This is a genomic window from Pseudomonas sp. NBRC 111140 (assembly GCF_001320885.1).
Taxonomy (GTDB): Bacteria; Pseudomonadota; Gammaproteobacteria; order Pseudomonadales; family Pseudomonadaceae; genus Aquipseudomonas; species Aquipseudomonas putida_P.
Genome location: NZ_BCBQ01000004.1, coordinates 47354 through 63952, shown reverse-complemented (window position 1 = coordinate 63952; position 16599 = coordinate 47354). Strand labels below are relative to the sequence as shown.

At 62.5% G+C, this 16599-nt stretch carries 16 protein-coding genes; 7 read left to right on the top strand and 9 right to left on the bottom strand.

Annotated features, from left to right (window positions below):
* Positions 1 to 16 precede the first annotated feature (16 nt).
* Complete coding sequence (locus tag APH42_RS02365) at positions 17 to 1927, bottom strand: potassium transporter Kup (RefSeq protein ID WP_060492651.1); 1911 nt, start codon at positions 1925 to 1927, stop codon at positions 17 to 19.
* A 235-nt stretch (positions 1928 to 2162) separates the two neighbouring features.
* Here APH42_RS02365 and rimO point away from each other — a divergent pair, with 235 nt between their 5' ends.
* Positions 2163 to 3494, top strand: a complete 1332-nt coding sequence (gene rimO, locus APH42_RS02360) for a 30S ribosomal protein S12 methylthiotransferase RimO (protein WP_060492650.1) — start codon at positions 2163 to 2165, stop codon at positions 3492 to 3494.
* Positions 3495 to 3565: 71 nt separating this feature from the next.
* On the opposite strand, the gene APH42_RS02355 is transcribed toward rimO, so the two are convergent.
* The 4 genes from APH42_RS02355 to APH42_RS30375 all read right to left on the bottom strand — a co-directional run bounded on the left by APH42_RS02355 (position 3566) and on the right by APH42_RS30375 (position 7743).
* Positions 3566 to 4315 (bottom strand): hypothetical protein, encoded by a 750-nt coding sequence (locus tag APH42_RS02355; protein WP_060492649.1) that lies wholly within the window; start codon positions 4313 to 4315, stop codon positions 3566 to 3568.
* Between the two features lie 54 nt (positions 4316 to 4369).
* Entirely contained in the window at positions 4370 to 6157 is a 1788-nt protein-coding gene (locus tag APH42_RS28985) for a DUF5666 domain-containing protein (RefSeq protein WP_082421371.1), read from the bottom strand.
* Positions 6154 to 6999, bottom strand: coding sequence for a DUF6502 family protein (locus APH42_RS02340; protein ID WP_012273787.1), 846 nt, complete (start codon positions 6997 to 6999; stop codon positions 6154 to 6156). The genes APH42_RS28985 and APH42_RS02340 overlap by 4 nt, the downstream gene beginning before the upstream one ends.
* Before the next feature lie 84 nt (positions 7000 to 7083).
* Complete coding sequence (locus APH42_RS30375) at positions 7084 to 7743, bottom strand: hypothetical protein (RefSeq protein WP_082421370.1); 660 nt, start codon at positions 7741 to 7743, stop codon at positions 7084 to 7086.
* Between the two features lie 198 nt (positions 7744 to 7941).
* On the opposite strand from APH42_RS30375, the gene APH42_RS02330 reads away from it, so the two are divergent.
* From APH42_RS02330 to tsaA, 4 genes are all read left to right on the top strand, one after another.
* A complete protein-coding gene (locus APH42_RS02330; protein ID WP_060492646.1) occupies positions 7942 to 8397 on the top strand; it encodes a GNAT family N-acetyltransferase in 456 nt (151 codons plus the stop codon).
* Between the two features lie 119 nt (positions 8398 to 8516).
* Positions 8517 to 9227, top strand: coding sequence for an rRNA pseudouridine synthase (locus tag APH42_RS02325; protein WP_012273790.1), 711 nt, complete (start codon positions 8517 to 8519; stop codon positions 9225 to 9227).
* A gap of 49 nt (positions 9228 to 9276) precedes the next feature.
* Positions 9277 to 9738, top strand: a complete 462-nt coding sequence (locus APH42_RS02320) for a DUF1456 family protein (protein WP_012273791.1) — start codon at positions 9277 to 9279, stop codon at positions 9736 to 9738.
* A 6-nt stretch (positions 9739 to 9744) separates the two neighbouring features.
* Positions 9745 to 10437, top strand: a complete 693-nt coding sequence (tsaA, locus tag APH42_RS02315) for a tRNA (N6-threonylcarbamoyladenosine(37)-N6)-methyltransferase TrmO (protein WP_012273792.1) — start codon at positions 9745 to 9747, stop codon at positions 10435 to 10437.
* Positions 10438 to 10500: 63 nt separating this feature from the next.
* On the opposite strand, the gene APH42_RS02310 is transcribed toward tsaA, so the two are convergent.
* The 4 genes from APH42_RS02310 to APH42_RS02295 form a co-directional block, all read right to left on the bottom strand.
* Positions 10501 to 11823, bottom strand: coding sequence for a dicarboxylate/amino acid:cation symporter (locus APH42_RS02310; RefSeq protein ID WP_012273793.1), 1323 nt, complete (start codon positions 11821 to 11823; stop codon positions 10501 to 10503).
* 318 nt (positions 11824 to 12141) lie between these two features.
* Positions 12142 to 13488: an ATP-binding protein gene (locus APH42_RS02305; RefSeq protein ID WP_012273794.1), complete on the bottom strand. Its 1347-nt coding sequence runs from the start codon at positions 13486 to 13488 to the stop codon at positions 12142 to 12144.
* Complete coding sequence (locus tag APH42_RS02300; protein ID WP_060492645.1) at positions 13485 to 14162, bottom strand: response regulator; 678 nt, start codon at positions 14160 to 14162, stop codon at positions 13485 to 13487. Before APH42_RS02300 ends, APH42_RS02305 begins: the two co-directional genes overlap by 4 nt.
* A gap of 130 nt (positions 14163 to 14292) precedes the next feature.
* Positions 14293 to 14898 carry an outer membrane protein gene (locus APH42_RS02295; RefSeq protein WP_012273796.1) on the bottom strand — a complete coding sequence of 202 codons (606 nt, stop codon included), beginning with the start codon at positions 14896 to 14898 and terminating at the stop codon, positions 14293 to 14295.
* 130 nt (positions 14899 to 15028) lie between these two features.
* Between APH42_RS02295 and APH42_RS02290 the strand changes: the two genes are divergently transcribed.
* Positions 15029 to 15820 carry a dienelactone hydrolase family protein gene (locus tag APH42_RS02290; RefSeq protein WP_060492644.1) on the top strand — a complete coding sequence of 264 codons (792 nt, stop codon included), beginning with the start codon at positions 15029 to 15031 and terminating at the stop codon, positions 15818 to 15820.
* Positions 15821 to 15894: 74 nt separating this feature from the next.
* Positions 15895 to 16596 (top strand): 4'-phosphopantetheinyl transferase, encoded by a 702-nt coding sequence (locus APH42_RS02285; protein WP_060492643.1) that lies wholly within the window; start codon positions 15895 to 15897, stop codon positions 16594 to 16596.
* Positions 16597 to 16599: the final 3 nt, after the last annotated feature.

Genomic DNA, 16599 nt, shown 5'->3' with positions numbered 1-16599 from the left:
TGCGGCCCCTTGGCATTCAGATCTCGACCTGAGTTCCCAGCTCGATCACTCGGTTGAGTGGCAGGTTGAAGAAGCGCAGGTTGCCGTTGGCATTCTTCAACAGGAACGCAAACAGGTTGCCTCGCCAGCGCGACATCCCTTCCAGCCGCGACGCGATCACCGTCTCGCGGCTGAGGAAGTAGGTGGTGCGCATCGGCGTGAAGTCCAGGTCATCCAGATGACACAGCTTCAACGCCGCCGGCACGTCCGGCTCATCCATGAAACCGAAGTGCAGCAACACACGGAAGAATCCGTCGCCGTAGGCCTCTACCTCGAAACGCTCATGCTCTGGTACCCGTGGCTGGTCTTCGCTGACCACGGTCAACAGCACCACCTGGCTGTGCAGCACCTGGTTGTGCAGCATGTTGTGCAACAGTGCATGCGGCACGGCATCGGAACGTGCGGTCAGGAATACCGCCGTGCCTTCAACCCGGTGCGGCGGCTGAATGCGGATACTGCTGATGAACAGCGGCAACGGCAGTGCGCCTTCGTCGATGCGCTCCACCAGAATCTGCTTGCCACGCTTCCAGGTGCTCATCAGCAGGAACAGTACACCGCCAGCCAACACCGGGAAGGCGCCGCCCTGGACGATTTTCGGCACGTTGGCGGCGAAGAACAGCCCGTCGACGAACAGGAAGCCCACCAGCAGCGGCACGGCGAGCACCGGCGGCCACTTCCACAGCAGCAGCATCACCGCCGACACCAGGATGGTGGTCATCAGCATGGTACCGGTCACCGCCACCCCGTAGGCCGCAGCCAGAGCGCCTGACGACTCGAAGCCGATCACCAGCAACACAACACCCACCATCAGCGTCCAGTTCACCGCGCCGATGTAAATTTGCCCCTGTTCGTCGCTGGAGGTGTGCTGGATCTGCATGCGCGGGATGTAACCCAGCTGAATGGCCTGGCGAGTCAGGGAAAACGCCCCGGAAATGACCGCCTGCGAGGCAATCACCGTGGCCATCGTGGCCAACCCGACCAACGGCAACAGCGCCCAGCTCGGTGCCAGCAGGTAGAAGGGGTTACGTGCTGCCTCCGGGTTTTGCAGCAGCAGTGCACCCTGGCCGAAATAGTTGAGCACCAGCGCGGGTAGCACCAGGATGAACCAGGCCCGGGCGATCGGCTTGCGGCCAAAATGCCCCATGTCGGCGTACAGCGCCTCGGCACCGGTCAGCGCCAGCACCACCGCGCCGAGAATGGCCACGCCCATGCCGGGGTGCACCACGAAGAAGTTCACCGCCCAGCCTGGGTTGAAGGCCTTGAGCACTTCCGGGCTCTGCGAGATGCCATGCACACCGAGCGCGCCCAGCACCACGAACCAGGTGACCATGATCGGGCCGAACAGTTTGCCGATCGTCTCGGTACCGTGCTTCTGCACCAGGAACAGTGCCACCAGTACCACCAGCGAAATCGGCACTACCCAATGGTCGATACCGTCAAACGCCAGGCCCATGCCCTCCACTGCCGACAGCACCGATACTGCCGGGGTGATCATGCTGTCGCCATAAAACAACGAAGCGCCGATCAACCCGCAAATCACCATCAGCGTGCGCAGCCGCGGATAGGCCGCCGTGGCCCGTCGCGCCAGCGCGGTCAGGGCCATGGTGCCGCCCTCGCCCTGGTTGTCGGCGCGCAGGATGAACATCACGTACTTGAACGAAACCACCCACAGCAGCGACCACAGGATCAGCGACAGGATCCCCAACACACCATCATGGTTGACCGGCACCCCATAACCGCCGGTAAAAACTTCCTTGAGGGTATACAACGGGCTGGTGCCGATATCGCCATAAACCACCCCGACCGCCGCCACGAGCAGGCCCAGCGACCGGGCTGCCCCCTGCTTGCCCTCGTGCCCGCCCTCAGCGTGACTGCTTGCCTGAACCATCGACCACTCCCGCACACGGCCATCACGGCCCTTGGTAATCACTCTGCTACCAGGCCCATGAAGGTACGCTGGCGCAACGGCGCGAAGCATAGCGCAGCGTTCGTCGTATTTCTGCTGGTCAAGCGCTCTTGCGCTCGCTAGAATTGCGCACTTTTTGATCAGAGGCGCCCAAAGCGCCCGTCAAGATCGCCCGCGATTCCGGCCGGGCGACCTGCATTCAATACCGAGGTTAGTCATGTCCACCACGCCCGCCACCCCCAAGGTAGGTTTCGTAAGCCTGGGTTGCCCAAAAGCCCTGGTCGATTCCGAGCGCATCCTGACCCAGCTGCGCATGGAAGGCTATGAAGTCGTGCCCACCTACGAGGACGCCGACGTTGTGGTGGTCAACACCTGCGGCTTCATCGACAGCGCCAAGGCCGAGTCGCTGGAAGTGATCGGCGAAGCGATCAAGGAAAACGGCAAGGTCATCGTTACCGGCTGCATGGGCGTAGAAGAAGGCAGCATCCGCGACGTGCACCCGAGCGTGCTGTCGGTCACCGGCCCGCAGCAGTACGAGCAGGTAGTCAACGCCGTGCACGAAGTGGTGCCGCCGCGTCAGGACCACAACCCACTGATCGACCTGGTGCCGCCACAGGGTGTCAAGCTGACCCCGCGCCACTATGCGTACCTGAAAATTTCCGAAGGCTGCAACCACAGCTGCAGTTTCTGCATCATCCCGTCGATGCGCGGCAAGCTGGTCAGCCGCCCGGTGGGCGAAGTGCTGAGCGAGGCCGAGCGCCTGGTGAAGGCTGGCGTGAAGGAGATCCTGGTGATTTCCCAGGACACCAGCGCCTACGGCGTCGACGTCAAGTACAAGACCGACTTCTGGAATGGCCGCCCGGTCAAGACCCGCATGCTCGAGCTGTGCGAAGCGCTGAGCAGCCTGGGCGCCTGGGTCCGTCTGCACTACGTGTACCCATACCCGAACGTGGACGACGTGATCCCGCTGATGGCCGCCGGCAAGATCCTGCCGTATCTGGACATCCCGTTCCAGCACGCCAGCCCGAAAGTGCTCAAGTCGATGAAGCGCCCGGCCTTCGAAGACCGCACCCTGGCGCGCATCAAGAACTGGCGCGAGCAGTGCCCTGAGCTGGTGATCCGCTCTACCTTCATCGTCGGCTTCCCGGGCGAGACCGAGGAAGACTTCCAGTACCTGCTGGACTGGCTGACCGAGGCCCAGCTCGACCGCGTTGGCTGCTTCCAGTACTCACCGGTGGAAGGCGCCCCGGCCAACGACCTGGGCCTGGAAGAAGTGCCGGACGACATCAAGCAAGAGCGCTGGGACCGCTTCATGGCCCACCAACAAGCCATCAGCACCGCCCGCCTGCAACTGCGCATCGGCAAGGAAATCGAGGTGCTGATCGACGAAGTCGAGGAGCAGGGTTCGGTTGGCCGCAGCTTCTTCGATGCCCCGGAAATCGACGGCAGCGTGTTCATCGACGGTGACCATGGCTTCAAGCCAGGCGACAAAGTGCGTTGCCGTGTCGTGGATGCCGACGAATACGACATGTGGGCAGAGCCTATCTAAAACGGCTGAAACATGAAAAGCCCCTGCCCCGGCACTCCCCACCAGGAACTACCGGCGCAGGGGCTTTTTTGTCAGAACGTGTGAAATAGCATCAGGCCGCCCTCGGCATCCGGGCTTGCATCCGAGAAGCCTTTGACCACGTAGAGTTGTACTTTCCACTGCTGGTTGAGCTTGTGGGTGAGGAACAGCGTCAGTTCCTGGATCTGCGATCCGGTCGAGACCACTTTTTGCCGCCAATCATAGGAAGCACCTGCCGAAGTGCCCGCAGCCACGGGTAGCGCAAAGCCGAGGCTGGCAAATACCGGGTCGTCGAAGTTGCTGTCGGGTGGGTCACCGAACTTCTTCCAGCCCAGCGTGGCGAACCCAGTGACCAGGCCAAAGCCCTTGGTGATGTCGACCTGGGCGGTGTAGTCGTACTCACCGGTGCCCAGGCACTGGTCTTCATCGGCGGTGGGGAATTTGACCTTGCCGATCAGGTCCAGCATCAGGCCACCGTCACTGCCATCGAGCAGCGCATAGCCGGCGCTGGCAACCGTGTCGCCCAGCCCGCTTTCCACGTCCCGGCAACCGCCAGGCAAGGGGTCACCACTGGGGCCGACTTCGGGGTTGGTGATGCGCAACCAGGGCACAGTTACCTTGTAGGTCATAGGGCCGGTCTCGTACTTGCCGACCACCGGCATGTACCAGATTTCCGACGTGGTGCCGGTGCCATAGTCGCCACTTGAATAGTCCATGCCGATGGCGGCGCTGAAGGTATCGGCCAAGGCCGAGGCACTGGTGCATGACAGCAAGCAAGCGAAAAGAGGGAGCGCTGGTCTCATCTGCACCTCAGTACCCTTTTGGGAAGTGTGGTCGGACTTACCCAGCCTAGTTGGCTAACGCCCGGATCGCTCTGGATGCTCGACTTTTTCGGCAGTCTCGACCTTTTCCGGCTTTTCGACTTTCTCGATTTTTTCTACTTTCTCCGGCAGCTCAACTTTCTCTACCTTTTCGACTCTTTCTACTTTCTCAACCTTCTCAACTTTTTCAGGCTTTTCGACTTTCTCTACCTTTTCTACTTTCTCTACTTTCTCTACTTTCTCTACTTTCTCTACTTTCTCTACTTTCTCTACTTTCTCTACTTTCTCTACTTTCTCTACTTTCTCTACCTTCTCTACTTTCTCTACCTTCTCTACTTTCTCTACCTTCTCTACTTTCTCTACCTTCTCTACCTTCTCTACCTTCTCAGGCTTTTCGACCTTTTCGCCCTTATCGACCTTCTCGACCTTTTCGACTTCGACCTTTTCCACCCGATCAGAACTTCCGCTGTTACTCCGCTCGGCCTGCTCCACAGCGTCGAGGTGTTCCGACTTTCCAGATTTTTCCACGCCACCCCCGCTGCCATGGCCACTGGAGTCGTCAACGGCACTGCGCCCACGGTGATCATCACTGGCTTCATTGCGCACGCTGGTCGCATCGCTTGCGCCATGATCACTGTTGCTGGAGCCGCCGGAGCTGCTCCTTTCCTGCTCGCCATCGTGCCCCGAATGGCTTCTGTCCGGATTGTCGATACGGTCTCCCTGGAACTCCACACGGGTTGCCCGCAACTCGTGAGTACCACTGAGTACCCCGCTTACCCGCACACGTTGATCAAGCGCCAACGTCGCAGGCTGCCTGCCAACAATTACAGTGCCTTGCCCCAACGTCACATTGATGCCTGCAACCACCAGTTGCCGTGCCTGAGTGCGCTGCACCAACCCTTCGACCACTGCCTGCTGGACTCGGCCAGCAAAAGGCAGGCTCGGGTCGGGGCGGGTTTGCGCCACTTCCAGCTGGCGCCCGGTCCACTGGCCGCGCACCAGCACTTCCCGTGCAGGGGCCACACGGGTACCCAGCTTCAACCCCTGAAGGTTGCCAGCACGATCTACCGCACCGATGGCGCTGGCCTCCCTCAACCCCGGCGCCCGTTCGATACGTGTCGCCACCACTTCGCCCCGGGCATCACGCAGGCCGCTGACCCTCACGGGCTCGCCCGGGCGCAACCCTTCAGCCACTCGCGCGCCAGCGGCAAGCCGCACAGGTTGGCCCATGACTCGCAGGGGGGCCGAGGCATTGGGCAGCGCCGTTAGCGGCCCTTCGAAGACGTTGAGGATCGAAATGCGCCCTGCTTGCAGACCACGCTGGGTGGCGAACGCCTCCACCGCCACCACTTGCCCGATCGCCAGGTGACCACTGCTGGCAGGCGCCCCGTTTTCACTCACCGGTACGTCCTTGCCATAGTGCACCTCCATGCCATTGACGCAGATCGAGGCGAACCCGGTGATAGTGCCGACAATACCTGTGCCGCCCGTACCGCCCGGGCGCTGGATCGGCGCACCGGTACCGCCTACCCCACCGTGGCTGTGATCGAAGTAGGTACCATCCACACCTTCCGCCACCGCCCCAGTACCACCCGTGCCACCGGGGCGTTGCTGGAGTGGCGCGCCGGTACCACCGACACCACCCGCCCTGGCCCCGGTACCGCCCACGCCGCCGGGAAACTGCATACCTGCAGCACCGGCCATACCCACCTCGTCCCGGCTGACACACACCGGCGCCGCAACCACCTCGGCAGGCGCTATCAGGTTCAACCCGAAAACCAGGGCGAACGTGACAGCACTGAGGCAGCGCGCAAGAAGAGTCATGGGCCGGGTGTCTTCGACGAATCGGGATCGGTAGCTTCAGTGTAGAAATAAAGCCCGACAGTGATGCGCTGGCGTTGCTCGGCACTGGGCTCATCGACGCTTTCCAGCTCGGCTGCAAGGTGGCTGAAGGCAAGCAGCGTCTGCATGCCATCCTTGGCGACCACCTCACGCACATGCTCGACACTTGCCAGGCTCAGGGCGTCGTAGTGCACGCTACGTTCAAAAAATGGTTGGCCGTCGTCACTGAGGTTGTGCACTGCTGCGCAGGCATGGTCATGCAGGTTGTGGCCGAAGTAGGCGGCTTTTTCATCAAAGCCCTTTTGCGGCACGAATGCCTGAGCTTGCAGGTGAACGCAATCCTGCTCGTCGAGCCGCACCACACCCAGGCGCAACCATTCATCCAGCACCACCCGGCCGCGGATATCGGTGCTGACCTTGGCCACCAGGGCATCAAATGAGCAATCCCCCCCCACGCTGGCCAGCCTCGGCAGCGCCAGTGCCTGACCAGGTACGGAACAGAATGGCGCAGTGGTAGTCCAGACGCTGACCAGCTGTGCGCCTAGCGTGATATTCGCGGGCAGGGCCGCAAGCACCGTATCGCCCTCGCTGCGCAGCCGTCGAACATCCTTACGATGTACGCCTGTAAGCAGGCTGATGCGGCTGTCACTTGGTGCGGTGTCGTTCAGACGAAACTCGCGATGCGCAACCTCGACGAACACTTCCTTGAGCAGGTCGGCGAACATCGTGTAGGTCACCCCCTTGCGTAGCATCAAACGCACCAAAGGGCGCATGACACGCCGCAGCGCGCTTAACATCGAGGGGGGTAAGGCGGGCGATTGCATTGAGCGCATTCCTTGACATATGAATCCTGCTCATACAAAACCCGTCCGCTGGGTTTTGTACGGGCCGCTTCGAATCAGCGCCAATCAGCTTCTGCTGTTGTCATCACCCGGTTCGCCACCCACATGGTTGCCGTGATCATCGCCAGGTTCACCACCAACATGATTGCCGTGATCATCGCCAGGCTCGCCGCCGACATGATTGCCATGATCATCCCCGGGCTCACCGCCAACATGGTTGCCATGATCGTCACCGGGCTCACCGCCAACGTGATTGCCGTGATCATCACCGGGCTCACCACCCACGTGATTGCCATGATCGTCACCTGCTTCAGCATGACCGCTGCTGCGCCCAGAGTTCGAGTTGCCGTCGTGGCCCTGGCCATCATGGCCGCTGCCACTGTTGCCGTTGCCGGCATGGCCGCCGCCGTCGCCTCCACTGCCGTGGCCGCCGCCACTGCCACTTCCACCGCCACCACCGTGGCCACCGCCGCCGCTTCCGCCGCCACCTCCATGGCCACCGCCACCGCCGCTTCCGCCGCCACCTCCATGACCACCGCCGCCACTACCACCGCCACCACCGTGACCACCGCCACCGCCGTGGCCTCCACCGCCACCACCGCCGTCTTTGGCGTAGGCACTGGAGCCATGAGTAATCGAGTCAGGGATCAAGACAATGGATGTCGACAGCACGCCCGCTACGGCAGCCGCGAGTAAAGCCTTCTTGAACAGCAGGTGGATTTGCATAGTCCGTCTCCAGGTCTTCGCCACGAGAACGCCAAATCAGTCAGGAATTCTGCTTTCGGTTTTTTCTTTTCTTTGCGTGGGATTTTTTCCCACGTTTAATTAATAGACCTCCATACCCCGAGCTTCAAGCGCTGCGCGAACCAGCCGACCGGTGGTTGGCCTGCTATGTTTTCCCTACCGTCACGGAGGAATACCGGCATGCCTGCGCTACTGACGCTGCAAACCCCGCGCTTGTGCGACTACAGCGAATTGGTACAGGTATGGGAGGATTCGGTACGCGCCACCCACGACTTCCTGCCAGAGGGCTACATCCTGCTGCTGCGCGAACACGTGCTGCGCCGCTACCTCGACGCAGTGATGCTGATTTGCTGCAAGGACCGCCAACGGATCTGCGGTTTCGCCGGGGTCGCCAACGGGCGGGTGGACATGCTGTTCGTCGCACCTACCCACCGTGGCCAGGGTGTTGGCAAGCGCCTGCTGCGCTATGCCATCAACGAACTGAATGCCGAGTACCTGGACGTCAACGAACAAAACCCGCAAGCGTTGGGCTTCTACCTGCATGAAGGATTTGAAGTCATCGGCCGTTCGCAAACCGACGGTTTGGGCCAGCCCTACCCTCTGCTGCACATGAGGCTGGTGCGAAGCGTACCTTGAGGTGGCGCCTGAATGTGCCGCGCCAAGTGTCCAAAATGGCGCATCTGACACAGATTCCCATCATCAATCGCGCACGGGCAGGTACAATGGAGGTCTTTCCCTGCCTTGCGAATTGCCCCATGTCCGAACCCGTCCGCCTGTCCAAACGCCTCATCGAGCAGCTCGGCTGCTCCCGCCGCGAGGCCGAGCAGTACATTGAAGGAGGCTGGGTTACTGTCGATGGCGTGGTGGTCGAGCAGCCGCAGTTCAAAGTCGAACAGCAGCGCGTCGAACTGCTGCCGGGCGCCCGTGCCGAAACCCTGGAGCCAGTGACCCTGCTGCTGAATCAGCCGGCCGGCGTGGACAGCGAAACCGCTCGTGCCAGCATGAACATGGCTAGCCTCAGCGAAGCCCACCGCGAAGGCGTGCGCGCCCTGCACGGGCATTTTGCCCGGCAGGACTGCGTGGCACCGCTGGAGCGTGGGGCCAGCGGCCTGCAGGTGTTCACCCAGGACTGGCGGGTAACCCGCAAAGTCGAGGCGGACCTGCGTCGCCTGGAGCAGGAATTCATCGTTGAAGTGCGCGGCGAGACCACGCCTCAGGCGCTGGAGCGCCTGGCGCGCGGGGCCACGCGCAATGACCGCGAGCTGCCCAAGGCCAAGGCCAGTTGGCAGAACGAGACCCACCTGCGCATGGTGTTGAAAAACCCACAACCAGGGCAGATTTCCGAGCTTTGCGCCTACCTGCGCCTGGAGCTCATAAGCATGCGCCGCATTCGCCTGGGTGGCGTGTCCATGGGCAAGCTGCCTTTGGGCCAATGGCGCTACCTGGCCACTACCGAACGTTTCTAAGCAATGCGCCGCGCTGGAACGCGCGGCACCTGAACAGGATTCTGCAGCAATGAACCACAACGACGTCCTGCGCAGCCTGCGCTACATGCTCAAGGTGAACGACGCCAAGATGGCCGAGATCATCGGCCTCTCTGGCCTCGAAGTGAACCCGCTGGTGCTGGCCACCTACCTGAAAAAAGAAGAAGAGGAAGGCTTCGTGCGCTGCCCTGAACGGGTGATGGCGCACTTTCTCGACGGCCTGGTAATACACCGCCGTGGCAAGGACGACAGCCGCCCGCAGCAGCCGGTCGAGCTGCCGGTGACCAATAACCAGATCCTCAAAAAACTGCGGGTGGCCTTCGAGCTCAAGGAAGAGGACCTGCACGCGATCCTCAAGTCGGTCAACTTCCCGGTCAGCAAGCCTGAGCTCAGCGCACTGTTCCGCAAGGCTGGCCACGATAACTACCGCCCTTGCGGCGACCAGTTGCTGCGCAACTTCCTGAAGGGCCTGACCCTGCGCGTGCGCGGCTGAGTGGCCATGCAGCATACGGTTGCCCCGGTCGGCATCGTCCGCTCCTGTTTCAAGGAGAAGTTCGCCATCCCGCGCCAACCCCAGCTGGCGCCTGCCGCGCGTGGTGTACTCGAACTGCTGCCACCGTTCGACCAGGGTGATGCGGTCGAGGGCCTGGAGCAGGTCAGCCATGTCTGGTTGCTATTTCTGTTCCACCAGGCCCTGGAGGACAAGCCGCGCCTGAAGGTGCGGCCACCGCGCCTGGGCGGCAACAAAAGCATGGGGGTGTTCGCTACCCGCGCCACCCACCGGCCCAATGGTATCGGCCAGTCGGTGGTGCGCCTGGAGGGCGTGGAGCCCGGGCGCCTGCTGCTGTCAGGCATCGACTTGCTCGACGGCACGCCGGTGCTGGACATCAAACCCTATGTGCCCTACGCCGACAGCATCGCTGGCGCCAGCAACCAGATGGCCAATGCAGCGCCTGTGGCAATTGCCGTGCAGTGGGCCGACAACGCCCTGCCCCAGGCCCGCGAGCATGCCTTGCGCCTGGGCGAGCCGCTGGTGGAGCTGATCGAGCAATGCCTGGCGCAGGACCCACGGCCGGCTTATCAGGTACCTCCGGCCGAGCGGGTTTACGGGGTGAGGTTCTGGGACGTGCAGGTGAGGTGGCATTACCCGCAGCCGGACTCGATCCGGGTGCTGGAGGTTGTGCTGGCCTGACGCGAAGACCGCGCATGAAAAAGGCGACCCTGGGGTCGCCTTTTTCGTTTTACCGCAGCGCGATCAGCGAGCCGGGCCTTCGGCCACACCCAGGTCGTCGGTCGGACGCGCATCGACCAGCGGCGCACCACCGGAAGCCAGTTCCGAAGCCAGCTTGTCGTTGTCCATTTCCTTGACCCACTTGGCCACTACCACGGTGGCAACGGCGTTGCCCACCAGGTTGGTCAGGGCGCGGGCTTCGGACATGAAGCGGTCGATGCCGAGGATCAGCGCCAGGCCGGCAACCGGCAGGTGGCCAACGGCCGACAGGGTTGCGGCCAGGACGATGAAGCCCGAACCGGTAACGCCGGCAGCACCTTTGGAAGCTACCAACAGCACCAGCAGCAGGGTGATCTGGTGAGTGATGTCCATGGTGGTGTCGGTCGCCTGAGCGATGAACACCGCAGCCATGGTCAGGTAGATCGAGGTACCGTCCAGGTTGAACGAGTAACCGGTCGGGATGACCAGGCCCACCACCGACTTCTTCGCGCCCAGGCGCTCCATCTTGGCCAGCATGCGTGGCAGGGCCGACTCCGAGGACGAAGTACCCAGTACGATCAGCAGTTCTTCACGGATGTAGCGGATCAGCTTGAGTACGCTGAAACCGTGGGCACGGCAGATACCGCCCAGCACCACCAGCACGAACAGCAGGCAGGTGATGTAGAAGCAGGCCATCAGGTAGCCCAGCTGCACCAGCGAGCCAACGCCGTACTGGCCGATGGTGAAGGCCATGGCACCGAAGGCGCCGATCGGGGCAAGCTTCATGATCATGTTGATGATGTTGAACATGACATGGGCGAAGCGGTCGATCATGTCCAGCAACGGCTTGCCGTAGCTGCCCAGGCGGTGCAGGGCGAAGCCGAACAGCACCGAGAACATCAGCACTTGCAGGATGTCGCCGTTGGCGAAGGCGCCGACCACGGTGTTGGGGATGACGTTGAGCAGGAAGCCGACGGTGGTCTGCTGCGCGCCGGCGGCGGCATAGGCAGCCACGCTGCTGGCATTCAGGGTGCTGACGTCGATGTGCATGCCAGCGCCGGGCTTGACCACGTTGACGACGACGAGGCCGATGATCAGGGCGATGGTGGAGACGATTTCGAAATACAGCAGCGCGTAGCCGCCAGTCTTGCCGACCGACTTCATACTCTGCATGCCGGCGATGCCGCTGACCACGGTACAGAAGATGATCGGGGCGATGACCATCTTGATCAACTTGACGAAGCCGTCACCCAGGGGTTTGAGGGCGACGCCCGTTTCCGGGTAGTAGTGGCCGAGCAGGATGCCGATGGTGATGGCAATGATCACCTGGACATACAGGGATTTGTACAGCGGCTGACGTGTCGTCATGGCTCATTTTCCTCAAGTGTGCCGGTTCACCCTTCCCAGGGTGGTGGGGCACCTGAATCGCTAACCCTCCTGCACTTGGAGGGATTTGTCGTTGTGTTCGAGCTGCCTGGGCAGGCCTCTGCGAAGTTCAATAGCAAGGGTGGTGCCAAAATGCCCACGAAGGGTGCAAGGGCCGTATTTGCTAGGGATAAATGCCCAACGACAGGGCGATTTGGCGGAGGAAGGCTGGCGGATTTCCGCCCGATGGCGGGATTTGTACAGGGGGGGCTGGCGGAAATCCGCCCTTGCTGGGCCGCCCTTGGTGGGAGGCCAGCGAAATCAATCGAGATTGAAGGTGATCCTGAACGCCGCGCCGCCCAAAGGCGAATCCCCCAGGCTCAGCTCGGCGTCATAGCTGTCGACGATATCCTTGACCACCGCCAACCCGATGCCCTGCCCCGGGTGCTGGCTGTCCAGCCGCTCCCCGCGCTCGAGAATACGCTCACGCTGGTCGGCGGGCACCCCCGGCCCATCGTCCTCGATGCACAAGGTCAACTGCCCTGGCGTCTGCTCCAGGCTCACCCGCACCTGGCCCAGACTCAGCCGGTAGGCGTTTTCCAGCAGGTTGCCGAGCATTTCCAGCAACGCACCCTGCTCCATCGGCACCTGCGCCGCATCGGGCAACGCCAGCACCACGCTCACCCGTTTATCCCGGTAAACCTTGGCCAAGGTGCTGCACAGGCTGTCGAGCAGCGGCCGCAACCTCACGCTGTGGCGTACCAGGCCACTCTTGCGCAGGCTGGCACGTTGCAGTTGGTAGTCGATCTGCTGGCTCATGCGCTCGATCTGGCTTTGCAGCACCCGCGCCTGCTCGCGCTCGCCGCTGCGTTGCTGCAGGCTTTCACCCACGCCCTGCAGCACTGCCAGCGGCGTCTTCAGGCTGTGCGCCAGGTCATCCAGCGAGTCACGGTAGCGCGTGCGTTGCTCACGCTCACTGCGCAACAGGCGGTTGAGCGAGCGGGTCAGGCGCAGCAGCTCGCGAGGGTGCTCGCCGCTCAGGCCCTCGCGCACGCCCGATTCCACCTCGTCCAGCTCATGGCTTAGCCGGCGCAACGAGCGCAGGCCCCAGGTCAGGCCAGCCCACAGCAGCACCATGAGCGCCAGCAATGCAGCGCCGAACCCCAGGTAGAGCTTTTCGCGCAGGCCATTGAGGGTAGCCTTGTACTCACTAAGCGGTTGCAGGGCGACAATGCTGTAAGCGGCGCTCTGACCACCCAGCAGCTTGATCTCGACGTCGTACACGAAGAACTCTTCGCCGTCGGACTGGTGAATGCGGGCGAACTCGTTGCCGCGCCCGTCATAGCGCGGGCGGTAGTTGATGTGCCGGTCAGCGGTGGCACGCGACTGCCAGACCAGGTTGCCATCACGGTCGAAAATATAGCCAAGCAGCCCGGTGTACGGCAGGTTATAGCGCTCGTCCGGGAGCAACGCAGGCATCTGCAACTGCCCATGTTCGATACGCGCAGCGGAAATCAACGTGGTCACATCCGAAGCCAGGCGCTGCTCGATCGATTCCTGCAGGGCCAGGCTGAAGGCCTTTTGCAAGGCCGGCAGCAGTGCCAGCATGAACAGCAGTGCCAACACTGCGGCAGCCAGCATCAGGCGCACCCGCAGCGAGCGGATCATCGGCAGCGCTCGGTGAACAGATAGCCCAGGCCACGCACCGTGTCGATGGGTTTGAAGCCGTGCGCGCCTTCAAGCTTGCGGCGCAGGCGGCCAACCAGCACTTCTATGACATTGGGGTCGCGCTCCTCATCCCCAGGGTACAGCTGCTCCATCAGTCGGTCCTTGGCCACTACCTGCTGATGATGGCGCATGAGGTATTCGAGAATGCGGTATTCGTAGGCGGTCAGTGCCAAAGGCTGTTCGTCGAGGGTGGCCTGCTTGCGGTTGAGGTCGAGCACCAAGGGGCCTGCGGCAATGGTTGACTGGGTAAAGCCACTGGAGCGGCGCAACAGGGCATTGAGCCGCGCTTCGAGCTCTTCGAACTGAAACGGCTTGACCAGGTAGTCGTCGGCACCGGCGGCCAGGCCTTCGACCTTGTCCTGCCAGTTGCCTCGAGCGGTAAGGATAAGAATGGGGAAGGTCTTGTCCTGGCTGCGCAGGCGCGTGATCAGCTCCAGTCCACTGATACCAGGCAGGCCCAGGTCGACGATGGCCAGGTCGAAGTGGTATTGCCCAGCCTGGTACAGCGCCTCCTCGGCGTCGGCAACGGCTTCGACCACATGGCCACTTTCGCCCAGGCGGGTGTAGAGGTGATGGCGAAGCAGGGCTTCGTCCTCGACCACCAGCAGTTTCATGTGCAGCTCCTTGTGTGTATTGCCTATACCGGCCTCTTCGCAGCACAAGGCTGCTCCTGCAGAAACATCACCCCTGCAGGAGCAGCCTTGTGCTGCGAACGGGCCGGTACAGGATAACGCGGCTCGCCGATCAGAACTTGTAGCTTGCTGCCAGATAGGTCTGCGCGCTGCTGGTCAGGCGCAGAGTGCCGTCCTTCGGCCCGCCATGCGCACCCACTTCGGTTGCAGCATTGGTGCGCAGGTAACGGTAGCCCAGTTCGACCGAGGCCTTGTCGGTGATGTCCTGAATCACGCCGGCCTGCAGGCCGTAGGCATAACCGTAGTCGGTATCGCGGCTGGCGCCTGGCGACTCCTGGCTGAGCTTGGTCATGCCCAGGCTGCCACCGCCGAACAGTTTGGTGGTATCGCCCACCGGCAGGAACAGGTCATAGCTGCCCAGCAGGTTTTCCTGGCGCAATTTCAGGCCGCTGTGGTCGCCCGAGACATTGTCATAGGTCATGTAGTAGCGGCCTTGGTCGTTGATCTTGCCCACACGCACACCCCAGGTGTTGTCCTTGCCAATGATACCGTCGGCGTTGAGGTGGTCGGTGTTGCGCTGCAGCAGGCCGGATTTGCGAACTTTGTCGCTGGTCTGGCCGTAGGTCAGGCTGGCGAAGTTATCGTCTGCGGCCTGGGCGGAGGTGATGCCAGCGGCGCAGACGGCCATGGCGGCAAGCAGGGTATTGAAGGTTTTCATGGCTGGATACTCCAGTTGGGTGCGCTGTTTCGGTCTGGAAGCTAGAGTAAGCAGGGCACCCTGAACCGCGACTGAACCCTGGCTGAACCCCGGCTGAACGAACCGATTGCAGAACAAGGAGTAGTGACCCATGCGTGCCCTGCTGGCCTTGACCCTGATGTGCAGCGCCGTCCTCGCCCAAGCGGCGGTACAAACCCGCGAAATCCCCTACCAGGATGCCGACGGCAACCGCCTGGTCGGCTATTACGCCTACGATGATGCCGTCGAGGGCAAGCGCCCCGGCATCGTCGTGGTGCATGAATGGTGGGGGCTGAACGACTACGCCAAGCGCCGTGCCCGCGACCTGGCAGCACTGGGCTACAACGCGCTGGCCATCGATATGTATGGCGACGGCAAGCACACCGAGCACCCGCAGGACGCCCAGGCGTTCATGGCCGAAGCGATGAAAGACCCGGCAGCGGCAGCCAGGCGCTTCGACGCCGGCCTCGAGCTTTTGAAGCTGCAACCGAACACCAACAAGCATGAGCTGGGTGCTGTCGGCTATTGCTTCGGTGGCAAGGTGGTCCTCGATGCCGCGCGGCGCGGCGAAAAACTGGACGGTGTGGTGAGCTTTCATGGCGCCCTGGCCACCCAGACCCCGGCAAAACCTGGCGTGGTGCGGGCCGATATCCTGGTCGAGCATGGTGCGGCGGACAGCATGGTCACGCCGCAGCAGGTTGAGGCGTTCAAGGCCGAGATGGATGCTGCGAAGGCCAACTACCAGTTCGTCAGCATTGAAGGCGCCAAGCACGGGTTTACCAACCCCGATGCTGACCGGCTGAGCCATGGCGACCATGGTGGGCCCGACATTGGCTATAACAAGGCGGCGGACGAAAGCTCCTGGGCGGATATGCAGGCGTTCTTCAAGAAGGTATTCAAATAAAGATTGTCGCGGGCCGCTTGCGGCCCCAGCAATCCCACCTCCCACACCGCCGCTGCGGCTGGCACAATAGCGCCATGAACACTCTCCCAGCCTGCTGCGCCCCACTCCAGCACCACTGGCCCTTGCCCCGCCCGCTGCCCGGCGCGGTGCTGGTCAGTTGCACGTTCGACCCTACCCGCCTGGCACCCGACGATTTCCAGCGCGCCGGCATCGTGCCAAGTGCCAGCCTGCAACGCTCGGTGGCCAAGCGCCAGGCCGAGTACCTGGCCGGTCGCGTATGTGCCCGCGCCGCGCTGCAGCGCCTGGACGGCCGCGACTACGTACCGGCTACCCATGAGGACCGCTCGCCCATCTGGCCAGCCGGCATTCACGGTTCGATCACCCATGGCCAGGGCTGGGCCGCCGCAGTGGTCGCCGCCGAAGGCAGTTGCCAAGGCCTTGGGCTGGATCAGGAAGCCCTGCTCGATGACGAGCGTGCCGAGCGGCTGATGGGCCAAATTCTCACCGCGGCCGAGCTGGAGCGCCTGGACAGCCACCAGCTCGGCCTGACGGTAACCCTGACCTTCTCGTTGAAGGAAAGCCTGTTCAAGACCCTCTACCCGCTGACCCACCAGCGCTTCTACTTCGAGCACGCCGAAGTACTCGACTGGTCCGCCGAAGGCCTGGCGCGCCTGCGCCTGCTCACCGACCTGTCGCCGCAATGGCGGCACGGCGCTGAGCTTCAGGGCCAGTTCTGCCTGCAGGACGGCCACTTGCTGAGCCTGGTCAGCGTCTGACCT

Excerpts from the sequence above, each read along its gene's own strand:
- APH42_RS02365 (WP_060492651.1), bottom strand. The coding sequence starts at position 1,927 with ATGGTTCAGGCAAGCAGTCACGCTGAGGGCGGGCACGAGGGCAAGCAG.
- rimO (WP_060492650.1), top strand. The coding sequence starts at position 2,163 with ATGTCCACCACGCCCGCCACCCCCAAGGTAGGTTTCGTAAGCCTGGGT.
- APH42_RS02355 (WP_060492649.1), bottom strand. The coding sequence starts at position 4,315 with ATGAGACCAGCGCTCCCTCTTTTCGCTTGCTTGCTGTCATGCACCAGT.
- APH42_RS28985 (WP_082421371.1), bottom strand. The coding sequence starts at position 6,157 with ATGACTCTTCTTGCGCGCTGCCTCAGTGCTGTCACGTTCGCCCTGGTT.
- APH42_RS02340 (WP_012273787.1), bottom strand. The coding sequence starts at position 6,999 with ATGCAATCGCCCGCCTTACCCCCCTCGATGTTAAGCGCGCTGCGGCGT.
- APH42_RS30375 (WP_082421370.1), bottom strand. The coding sequence starts at position 7,743 with ATGCAAATCCACCTGCTGTTCAAGAAGGCTTTACTCGCGGCTGCCGTA.
- APH42_RS02330 (WP_060492646.1), top strand. The coding sequence starts at position 7,942 with ATGCCTGCGCTACTGACGCTGCAAACCCCGCGCTTGTGCGACTACAGC.
- APH42_RS02325 (WP_012273790.1), top strand. The coding sequence starts at position 8,517 with ATGTCCGAACCCGTCCGCCTGTCCAAACGCCTCATCGAGCAGCTCGGC.
- APH42_RS02320 (WP_012273791.1), top strand. The coding sequence starts at position 9,277 with ATGAACCACAACGACGTCCTGCGCAGCCTGCGCTACATGCTCAAGGTG.
- tsaA (WP_012273792.1), top strand. The coding sequence starts at position 9,745 with ATGCAGCATACGGTTGCCCCGGTCGGCATCGTCCGCTCCTGTTTCAAG.
- APH42_RS02310 (WP_012273793.1), bottom strand. The coding sequence starts at position 11,823 with ATGACGACACGTCAGCCGCTGTACAAATCCCTGTATGTCCAGGTGATC.
- APH42_RS02305 (WP_012273794.1), bottom strand. The coding sequence starts at position 13,488 with ATGATCCGCTCGCTGCGGGTGCGCCTGATGCTGGCTGCCGCAGTGTTG.
- APH42_RS02300 (WP_060492645.1), bottom strand. The coding sequence starts at position 14,162 with ATGAAACTGCTGGTGGTCGAGGACGAAGCCCTGCTTCGCCATCACCTC.
- APH42_RS02295 (WP_012273796.1), bottom strand. The coding sequence starts at position 14,898 with ATGAAAACCTTCAATACCCTGCTTGCCGCCATGGCCGTCTGCGCCGCT.
- APH42_RS02290 (WP_060492644.1), top strand. The coding sequence starts at position 15,029 with ATGCGTGCCCTGCTGGCCTTGACCCTGATGTGCAGCGCCGTCCTCGCC.
- APH42_RS02285 (WP_060492643.1), top strand. The coding sequence starts at position 15,895 with ATGAACACTCTCCCAGCCTGCTGCGCCCCACTCCAGCACCACTGGCCC.